At 64.7% G+C, this 7,652-nt stretch carries 12 protein-coding genes; 5 read left to right on the forward strand and 7 right to left on the reverse strand.

Annotated features, from left to right (window positions below; genetic code table 11):
* Positions 1-529: 529 nt before the first annotated feature.
* On the forward strand, positions 530-673 hold the full coding sequence (locus tag Q0964_RS03035; RefSeq protein WP_299263304.1) for a hypothetical protein: 144 nt from the start codon (positions 530-532) through the stop codon (positions 671-673).
* A gap of 51 nt (positions 674-724) precedes the next feature.
* Here the strand turns inward: Q0964_RS03035 and Q0964_RS03040 are convergent, their stop codons facing one another.
* The 3 genes from Q0964_RS03040 to Q0964_RS03050 all read right to left on the reverse strand — a co-directional run bounded on the left by Q0964_RS03040 (position 725) and on the right by Q0964_RS03050 (position 2,965).
* Positions 725-1,024, reverse strand: a complete 300-nt coding sequence (locus Q0964_RS03040; RefSeq protein WP_299263306.1) for a hypothetical protein — start codon at positions 1,022-1,024, stop codon at positions 725-727.
* 11 nt (positions 1,025-1,035) lie between these two features.
* The gene (locus Q0964_RS03045; protein ID WP_299263308.1) at positions 1,036-2,415 is read right to left on the reverse strand and encodes a hypothetical protein; all 1,380 of its coding nucleotides are present in this window, start codon (positions 2,413-2,415) and stop codon (positions 1,036-1,038) included.
* A gap of 64 nt (positions 2,416-2,479) precedes the next feature.
* On the reverse strand, positions 2,480-2,965 hold the full coding sequence (locus Q0964_RS03050; protein WP_299263309.1) for a hypothetical protein: 486 nt from the start codon (positions 2,963-2,965) through the stop codon (positions 2,480-2,482).
* Between Q0964_RS03050 and Q0964_RS03055 the strand changes: the two genes are divergently transcribed.
* Entirely contained in the window at positions 2,942-3,655 is a 714-nt protein-coding gene (locus Q0964_RS03055) for a hypothetical protein (protein WP_299263310.1), read from the forward strand. The two genes, Q0964_RS03050 and Q0964_RS03055, sit on opposite strands and share 24 nt — an antisense overlap.
* Before the next feature lie 292 nt (positions 3,656-3,947).
* On the opposite strand, the gene Q0964_RS03060 is transcribed toward Q0964_RS03055, so the two are convergent.
* On the reverse strand, positions 3,948-4,124 hold the full coding sequence (locus tag Q0964_RS03060; protein WP_299263311.1) for a hypothetical protein: 177 nt from the start codon (positions 4,122-4,124) through the stop codon (positions 3,948-3,950).
* A 12-nt stretch (positions 4,125-4,136) separates the two neighbouring features.
* Between Q0964_RS03060 and Q0964_RS03065 the strand changes: the two genes are divergently transcribed.
* Together Q0964_RS03065 and Q0964_RS03070 are read left to right on the forward strand one after the other, a co-directional pair.
* Positions 4,137-4,412 (forward strand): hypothetical protein, encoded by a 276-nt coding sequence (locus tag Q0964_RS03065; protein WP_299263312.1) that lies wholly within the window; start codon positions 4,137-4,139, stop codon positions 4,410-4,412.
* A 451-nt stretch (positions 4,413-4,863) separates the two neighbouring features.
* A complete protein-coding gene (locus tag Q0964_RS03070; RefSeq protein WP_299263313.1) occupies positions 4,864-5,262 on the forward strand; it encodes a hypothetical protein in 399 nt (132 codons plus the stop codon).
* Between the two features lie 372 nt (positions 5,263-5,634).
* On the opposite strand, the gene Q0964_RS18600 is transcribed toward Q0964_RS03070, so the two are convergent.
* Complete coding sequence (locus Q0964_RS18600) at positions 5,635-6,015, reverse strand: DUF8150 family protein (protein ID WP_475405346.1); 381 nt, start codon at positions 6,013-6,015, stop codon at positions 5,635-5,637.
* Positions 6,016-6,059: 44 nt separating this feature from the next.
* Here Q0964_RS18600 and Q0964_RS03075 point away from each other — a divergent pair, with 44 nt between their 5' ends.
* Positions 6,060-6,377 carry a hypothetical protein gene (locus Q0964_RS03075; RefSeq protein ID WP_299263314.1) on the forward strand — a complete coding sequence of 106 codons (318 nt, stop codon included), beginning with the start codon at positions 6,060-6,062 and terminating at the stop codon, positions 6,375-6,377.
* 4 nt (positions 6,378-6,381) lie between these two features.
* Here the strand turns inward: Q0964_RS03075 and Q0964_RS03080 are convergent, their stop codons facing one another.
* Both Q0964_RS03080 and Q0964_RS03085 read right to left on the reverse strand, forming a co-directional pair.
* A complete protein-coding gene (locus Q0964_RS03080) occupies positions 6,382-6,912 on the reverse strand; it encodes a PIN domain-containing protein (RefSeq protein WP_299263315.1) in 531 nt (176 codons plus the stop codon).
* Positions 6,913-6,924: 12 nt separating this feature from the next.
* Positions 6,925-7,509, reverse strand: a complete 585-nt coding sequence (locus Q0964_RS03085) for a DUF7437 domain-containing protein (RefSeq protein ID WP_299263317.1) — start codon at positions 7,507-7,509, stop codon at positions 6,925-6,927.
* Positions 7,510-7,652 lie beyond the last annotated feature (143 nt).

Here is a 7,652-nt window from a genome sequence, read left to right on the forward strand (position 1 = left end):
GATCGTGTGACGGGTCGAGATCCGGTGGGAGCGGATCCGGACTGTAGGTGAAGATCCCATCGACCATCTCGATCTCGCCGGGAGAGTCCTCAACAAAATCTTCGGGTCGCATTGTTATCTATCAACCCTATTGTGGGGTGTTTGGATAAATATTTGACCTTTCAGTTATCTAAGACGCCGCTGAGCGGTCAGTAAGATAACGGCAGACGAACTTCGTTTTCAGCACCTCCGAGGGTACGTCAGCGGGTTTTTGCCGACAGCCACTGGTGCTGCCCTCGTCCACGCGAGGACTCGACGCTTTCGGTCGGCACCCGCATCCCATTGTAGATGCTCAACCAGTCGCATCTGCGCTCTTCCGGAGCAACGAGATTCCAATGTCCTCGGCCTGAAACTCGCGGTCACACTGCCGACTATCGCGCTGGTCGTCTGGTACGTCGTCGAACTCATGTTGGCCTGACGACCGCCTCTTTCGGTCCGTCTGACCCGCGTCTGACTGACACTCTTGTGTGGGGGACGTCACCAGTCGACCATGCGAAGACGTGACAAGGCGGGCGACAGCAGCGGGGACGACCGGATCATCAATCCCGAGAGCGAGGCGACGGAGCGACTGAAAGCGATGCTCAACGCCCAGTGGGGTCGCGAGGAATCCGACCCGGAGGAGACAGCGGAGTGACCGACGGGCGATACCGGGAGTAGAGTATCACCTGCGGTCGAGGGTACGAGATCACTCGCGGCCGAGGGTGCGAAACGTCTCGTGGACCGCGGGACCCGTCTCGACGGCGACGAACTCACCGTCGTCGTTCGGTCGCACCCGATACGGGGTTTTCAGCCCCTCCGGGAGGTCGTCCTCCCAAACGAGTATCGTTCCGAGTCGCTTCCCTTCCCGGTCGTATATCTCCATCTCGCCGCTGTACGTCTCCCCATCGGCCATGGACCGGAGATCGTATGCCGGGCCGAGGAACGCAGCGTCTGTCGGGTCCGCGTCGTCGTAGTAGCTGTAGCGTGCGTACAAGGTGTCTGACATCGGTCGGTCTCTCAGGTCGGCTCCCCACACTCCGCGAGGAGCCGTTCGGACAGCGTCCGCACGCGGTCGGTTGTTGCCCCGTCACGGACGCGTTCGAGTCGGTCGGCGTGCGGGGCGATGGCGTCCGGCGCTACCGTGGCGACTGCTTCCAGCAGTTGTAACGCGGCGACAGTCCCCTCGGTCGGGAGGTCGGGGGCGAGCGCGTTGACGAGCATCGGCACCGTCTCGGCCAGTCCGGACGGTCCAGCGCCGACGAGTACCGGCAACCGCGTCCTCTCGACGGCGGCCGCGGTGCGTTCGGGATGCGTTCGCACGAGGTCGACCACGACTGCGAGCGACGCTGACGTCAGGTCGGCGGACTTCGCCGCTCGTGCCCACAGTTCGTCGTCGGGTCGACGGAGTCGCGCAAAGTCACACGCGGCGCCCTCGACGACCGGGGAGACGTACGCCTCCAGCGCCGCGGGTCGGGAGTTGGCGACCGCCGAGAGGATGCCGTACACCGGGAGCCAGTCCCGCCGGTTCGGGACGGTGTTTCGCCACGAATTCACGACGAAGTCGAGGTGTGGCTCCACCGCGCCGGGTCGGTCGCGTGCGACCACGTACAACAGTCGCAGTGCGTGGCGGCCGGCCCCGTCTCTCGACGACAGCGCCTCGACGAACGTCGCGGTGTGTGGGGCGAGGCGCTCGACATGTTCGGTCGGCCGTCCCCAGCGAAATCGCGGCCCGTCGCGCTTACCACCGGTGTCGTTCGTCGGCGGATCGACCGCGAGTTCGACCAGAACGTCGAGGACCGACCGGTGGAGATTGCGCTGTGCGGGCCACGCCGACAGGTACCACACCAGCTCGTCGACGGTGGGGACGACCGCCCCACGCTCCACGTCCTCGACAGCGGCGAGTACCCGAACGACGCTGCTGACGCGGTCGTACTGGTCCTCGAAGACCACCTTGGTCGACCCCTCGGCGAGTTCGCGTTCGCGTTCGAGGAACGCCGCCAGGACTCCGACGTGCGGGACCAGGGCCGCGGGGTCCTCGTCGGCGACCCGGAGACAGAAGTCGACCGCCGCGCGGGTCGCTTCGGTGTCCTCGCAGGCGGTTACAACCCCGAGTACGGCCGGCACAGTGTCCCGAACGGGAAACTCCTCACCGTCTTCGAACGCCGCCGCGAGCGCATCGATACAGGCCACGACTGTTCCGACCTGGCTGGTGTCTTCTAGCAGTTTTCGGACCGCGACCGGGTCCTCGTCGGCCAGCGTCGATGAGCCCGCAGTCGTTTCGGGGTGTTCGTCGGCGATCCGGTCGACCAGCCGCTCGTCCCGGTCAGCTAGTCGTTCGTCCCGGTTGCCCGGTCGATCATCCTGCCCCGAGTCGTCGTTCGGGTCAGGACCGGTCATACCTGTACTGTCGTCGCGTGGCGAAAAAATCCTGTCGACCATCGGTTGCGGCGGCAGTCACCTTTTATACGGGCGAGTGGGAACTGTCGTCCGAATGACCGACAGGCGCTGTGGGGCCACCTACTCCCTGTAGGAACTGCGACTGACCTGGGACACCGGACGGCGGGTGGGGGACCTGGGCGAGGTGGCTGACCTCTTCGACGCCGATGGGGTGTGAGACTGCCCCCGGGCGAGCGTCGGTGATACCGGGCGCTGTGCGTTCTACCTCGACAGCGAGGAGCGTGCCGACCACGGCATCACCGACGCGGAACTCTCGCGGCGGGCCGTCGCCGAACTCCGGGGACAGCGCCCGCTCCCTCCCGACCGGAAACCCGGCGAGTTCGTCGGCGTCGATGTCGGCGAGTTCGTCATCTCGGACGTCGACCTGATGGGTGACCGGGGAGTCGGCGACACGCTGACTCGGCCAAACAGGGACGGCGACACACCGACCCAATCCAGCGGGGACGTCGACCGACCCCCAGTCTACGTGGTCGGTTCGACCCTCGACCAACTGGTCGTCGACGATGCGACGCTCGGTCGAAACCCCGTGGTCGCCGGGGCCACGGTCCTGCGTGACAGACAGACCGCCGACACCGACGTCTACAGGGACCCCAGTCGCGGCCAAGAGTCCGCGGAATACGCCGACCACACCGTCCTCGTCCGGAACAGCCGTCTCGACGACGTCACGCTGTCGGCGACGTGCGTCAGGGGTCAGGTCGAGGTCAGCGGGGAGACGCGGATCCGGTCACTCGACGTCCGGGACGGAACGTTCACGAACAGCGCCGTCTCGGTCAAGGAGGGTGCCAGCGTCGAGCGGCGTCTCGCAGTCGAGGGCGAGTGGACCCATATCTCAGGGGTGACCGTCGGCAGCGGTGCCGAGGTAGGGGTCGACGCTGGGGACACGAACCGACGGACCGGCGTCGTCGTCAGCGGGGCCGACAACCCGGAAACCACCGTGACTGTGACTGGACCGGAGACAGCCGTCGGGGAACTCACAGTCGAGCAGTCACGGATCAACTCGGTGTTCGTCCGGGGCAGGGCAGCCGTCAGCGAGGCCGTCAGCGTCCGCGATTCGACGATAGAGGGGGAGCTCAAACTGTCGGGGGCCAACGGGCGACCGGACCTGTCGGTGGGCGGGTCGGGGACGGACGTCGGCGTCGTCGTGGCCGAGGGTTCGGCGCTCCGGAGACTCGGCGTGTAGGACGGAGCGACCGTCTCGGCCGTCCGACTCCGGGGGGACAGGACCCGGGTTCGCGGCGAAGTCGACGTGGCAGGCGCCGGAACGGTCGTACACGAACCCGGCGTGAACACGGGTGTAGGGCTGGCGTCCGGGCTCAAAGTGCGAGCGGGGGCCGGGTGACAGAGCGAGTCCGGGCGACGGTCAGGGGACTCATGCTCGGCGACGGTGCGCGGATCGGCGTCGCTGTGGCGGTCCGCGCCGAGACGTCGAGCGGTCGCTGACGCTCCGGACCGACCCGACTCTCGGCGGCCCACTATCCGTCGGCGATGGCGCGACACTGAACGGTGACCTGGCCGTCCTCGTCGATGACGACGAAAGCGAACACGACGACCGAACTATCGAGTTCGAGAGCGACCGCGGGATAGTGATAGACGGGGGCCGCGTAGTCGGCGACGTACGTCTCGAAGCTGGGATCGAGGCCGAACGCCACGCACTCACAGTTATGGACGCGGACGTCGCCGGGACCGTCAGGGTAGCCGACGCGACGATAGCCGGTAACGTCGCCGTCGAGGACGATAGCGTCGTGCGCAAGGACGTTCGCATCCTCGGGTCGACCGACATCTCGGGGGTACTGGCGGTGACCGACGCGGCCGTCGTCAAGGGCGCGGTCCACGTCAACTGCGACCGACTCGACAGCGTGGCCGTCGTCGACGCGAGCGTGGGACGCCGACTGATCATCATCGGGTCCACGACCGTGGATGGCACAGTCTCACTGTAACGCGACGCCGCCGTCGATGGCGATATCGTCGTCGGGTCAGTGCCCGAAAGTGGCTCCGGAGTTGGCGAGGCCGACACCCGAACACGGATCGGGGGCGGGATCGAACTCGGAGACATCGACGACACGCATCCCACGAGCGGGGGTGTCTCGGTCGGAGGGACGTTCGCGGTCACCGGGACGGCCGACATCGAGGGGAGGGTCGGTCTGAGCGACGTCGTCGTCGACGAGGACGTGTACGTTGTCGGCGAGGGCGCTCGACCCTCTGTCGGCGAGGTGGTACTGGTCGACTGTCTCGTCAGAGGGAAAGTCCGCCTCGACCGGGCCGACCTCGACGCGGTGTCGCTACACGAGTGTCGCGTCGGCGAGACGGTTCGCGTCGGTCCCGTCGACCGGGGTCCGGATAGGCAGGGAGACGATCCGGCCGAGACGGTCGCGGACCGCGGCGGGTTGTGTGGCCGACTGGGATGTCGAGCGGACGAGCATCACAGGCGAGTTATCTATCGACGCGACGCCGGTCGCGGAGAACGTGTCCGTTCACCGGGCGACTCTGGGGGGCGTCGAACTGTGCGACGCGATTGTCGAAGGAAGGGTGACGCTCTCGACGGTGGACATCGATGGCGAGGTCGTGGTCAAGGAGACACACGTCGGCGAACACGTCACCGTCGGCGCGGGACTGCTTGGCGGCCTTGACCTGGCGTGGTCCGTCGTTGACCAGCAACTCGTGGTGGGGGCGAACGGGGAGTCGCCCTCCGGCGCGGCGGGTCTCGTCGTCGTTGGTGAGTTCTCGGTCGAGTCGGTGACAGTCGGTGACGAGTCGTCACCGACTGTCGCGTCGAGACCGCCAAGATGAGCGGGCGCTCTATCCCCCGGTTGCGCTCCGCCGACGTCGATGGTTCGGCTGAGTTACGGCCACGACTGGACGCCCCCGGACGGGAGCGTCCTCGTCACTACTCATACAGGGGGGTACCGGGAGCGTTTTAAAAACCCTATTGATAGTACGGGAGTCTTCGTTTCGGACGCTCAGCGCACGCTGATCCCCCTCTGGTTACCCGGTTACAGTGGTGGTGTACACGTCGCACTAGGCGCTGGTTCAACTCTTCGGATAGGTTATAGTACAGTCGTAGCAGATCCACTTCTCCTGACTGCCTTCTGTGGTCACGTCCATCTGGTTTCCACAGGAGGGACATTTCTTGGCCATGCTTGGAGAAATGGCTATTCATTGTTAAGATTTGTTGGCGGTACTGTTTATTCCAGGCAGGGGTCGAATACTTCTTCCCAATAGGTGGAAAACTGTGGGGATCATATAGGGATTGGCATAAAACCCGATCGGATCCGTGTCGCCGCGCCGGGCCATCTCGTTGGCCGCCTCGAGTTGGGAGTCGATCAGCGTGTTCTGCCGGCGCCACCACTCCTCGTCGTCGTGAGTGCGGACGTACTCGGCCCAGCGCTTGATGAACGCCCGCCGCTCCTCGGCGTTCTGCCGCTGGGATCGTTCGAACTCGTCAGAGCTCAGTCGTGACCACCCAGTATACCGACTGGTAGAGGGCAACTCACTCAATCCGATGCGCCGAATACACGAGTAGCGACCGACTGATCGCGGCAAGATCTAGCCGTGACCGCACGAGAACACAGAGGACAGGATCTGATATGAGCATGGATACCGGCGACCCGACGGCGACCGATATTAGCCTCACGTACGACGAGGAGTCCGACCAGTGGCGCGCTCGCGACGAGACCCGCGACGTCACCGTCCGGGCCAGCACCCGGGAGGCAGCGCTTGACGCGCTCGACGAGGCCGTCGCGGACGATGGTGAGACCGATCCCGATGTCGAGGTCGACGCCGACGACCCGTTCTTTACAGCACCAACGTTTTCGAGTGGTCGGTCAGATGTCTCGCTGAACGTCGACGAGTACCTCGCTGAGGACACCTATCGGGACAAACTCGGCTCCAGCGAGAGTTCCTAATCAATCACGTGATTTCCTCGATCAACTCGAATCCGTCTCTAAACTGAGCACGCTCGTCGAACCCGTTCCGTGACAGTGCTGATACGATACCGTCGCCGGCGTCGGTATCGGTCGTCACGACGTACGCGAAGTCGGCGTCGCCCTCATCAAGCCGTTTAGCCGCAACGGCCGCAAGCGCGGTGTCTGTTTTCTCGATCCGATCTTCCGGTCGGTTCGACGACTGTGCGATATACGTTCGAACGTCGTCCATCACCTGCGACACGGTGCTGTTCGTGTAGTCCGGTTCCGCAGCGACGGTCACCCAGCCAGCGTTGATTGCGCTGTTGATGGGGGTCTGACCCGGCGTACTCCGGTCCGGAGCGCCACCCAACTCGTCGTACACTCGTTGTGGAATCACGAACGAGAGGTCGTTGCGCTGGGCGAACCTTTCGAGCGCGGTGTACTTGTTGCTCTGCTGGCGGCCACAGGCGATGAACACTCCCGTATCTACGACCCAGAGGACACCCTCTCCCATCGGGTCGAATGGTTCATCCATCGCTATGCTCTCTCAGCCCTCCGTCTCGGGCGGTCGATTGCGAGCACTTTGAATGTCCTCGACGTACGGATCGACCGTCTGCATGTCGAGCACGACGTCTCGAAGCGCGTGTAAGACCGCGATGGCGAAGGCTGGCTGGAGATCCAGCTCCCGCGCAGCCAAGCGCTCGGACATCTTGCCCTCAGCGTACGGAATCGCGTAGGTGAGCGCGGCGGCGAGTTTTCCGAGACCGTGTCGTTCGATCAGGAGGTCGAGGTCCTGATCCTGCGACGAGCGGCCGAAGGCTTCGATGAGGGTCGGGGTAACGGTGTATTCGTTCCCATCGAGATTGGCGGTGAGAGTAACCGGAACCGCCGAATATCTGTGGGTCTTCCGCTCCTCGTCCCGCGACAGCACCCCGAGTTCGACGAGCGTGCCCGTATCTGAGTACGCCGTCGTTCGCGGCAGCTCCAGGGCATCGACGACGTCGTCGATGGTGACCTCGTCCTGACGGAGGACGAAGGTGTAGAGTCGCGCCAGCCGCGGTTCGTCCAGAATCTGAGCGACCGACAGGAGGCCGTTCACGGCTCGCTCGGGGTCGCCAGCGGCTTTTGACATATGTTTCATAATTCGTGTGTTGGGTAATAGCGTTTGTGGAAGCGTGGACGGTCGTACCCAAACGTCGCGCTCCCTCTGCGGAGCGCACTAAATCGGTCTGACTCCTATGACAGTGCCGACACAGACCGGGCACAGTTACCCCA

Source organism: Halorientalis sp. (assembly GCF_028275115.1).
GTDB lineage: Archaea > Halobacteriota > Halobacteria > Halobacteriales > Haloarculaceae > Halorientalis.

Excerpts from the sequence above, each read along its gene's own strand:
- Q0964_RS03085 (WP_299263317.1), bottom strand. The coding sequence starts at position 7,509 with ATGTCAAAAGCCGCTGGCGACCCCGAGCGAGCCGTGAACGGCCTCCTG.
- Q0964_RS03065 (WP_299263312.1), top strand. The coding sequence starts at position 4,137 with ATGGACGCGGACGTCGCCGGGACCGTCAGGGTAGCCGACGCGACGATA.
- Q0964_RS03080 (WP_299263315.1), bottom strand. The coding sequence starts at position 6,912 with ATGGATGAACCATTCGACCCGATGGGAGAGGGTGTCCTCTGGGTCGTA.
- Q0964_RS03040 (WP_299263306.1), bottom strand. The coding sequence starts at position 1,024 with ATGTCAGACACCTTGTACGCACGCTACAGCTACTACGACGACGCGGAC.
- Q0964_RS03075 (WP_299263314.1), top strand. The coding sequence starts at position 6,060 with ATGAGCATGGATACCGGCGACCCGACGGCGACCGATATTAGCCTCACG.
- Q0964_RS03035 (WP_299263304.1), top strand. The coding sequence starts at position 530 with ATGCGAAGACGTGACAAGGCGGGCGACAGCAGCGGGGACGACCGGATC.
- Q0964_RS03045 (WP_299263308.1), bottom strand. The coding sequence starts at position 2,415 with ATGACCGGTCCTGACCCGAACGACGACTCGGGGCAGGATGATCGACCG.